Below are 240 nucleotides of genomic sequence, written 5' to 3' on the forward strand. Positions count from 1 at the left end.
GCGCAGACCAGAGCCAGCCCCACCATCGTCCACATGCTCGCGTCGTCGTGGTTGTAGGCCGCCTGCCACGTCTTTGCCGAGTCCACAATCAAGCCGACGATCAAGGTCAGGACGAACAACTTGGCACCAACGGAAACGGCGTAACGCACGATGGCCAACGCATATTCGCGTGTCCACTGCGAGGCACCGAAGCCCATAAACAGCACCGACGCATTGATGACCACATAGGATTCGATGATG

Annotated in this window: 1 protein-coding gene; it reads right to left on the reverse strand. The window is 58.3% G+C overall.

Translation table 11 applies throughout. From position 1 onward, the window contains the following. Positions 1 to 240: type IV secretion system protein (locus HMPREF2886_RS35175; protein ID WP_256562633.1), on the reverse strand; the 240-nt coding region annotated here is incomplete at both ends.

It is taken from the genome of Pseudomonas sp. HMSC066A08, from assembly GCF_001813025.1.
Taxonomy (GTDB): domain Bacteria; phylum Pseudomonadota; class Gammaproteobacteria; order Pseudomonadales; family Pseudomonadaceae; genus Pseudomonas; species Pseudomonas aeruginosa.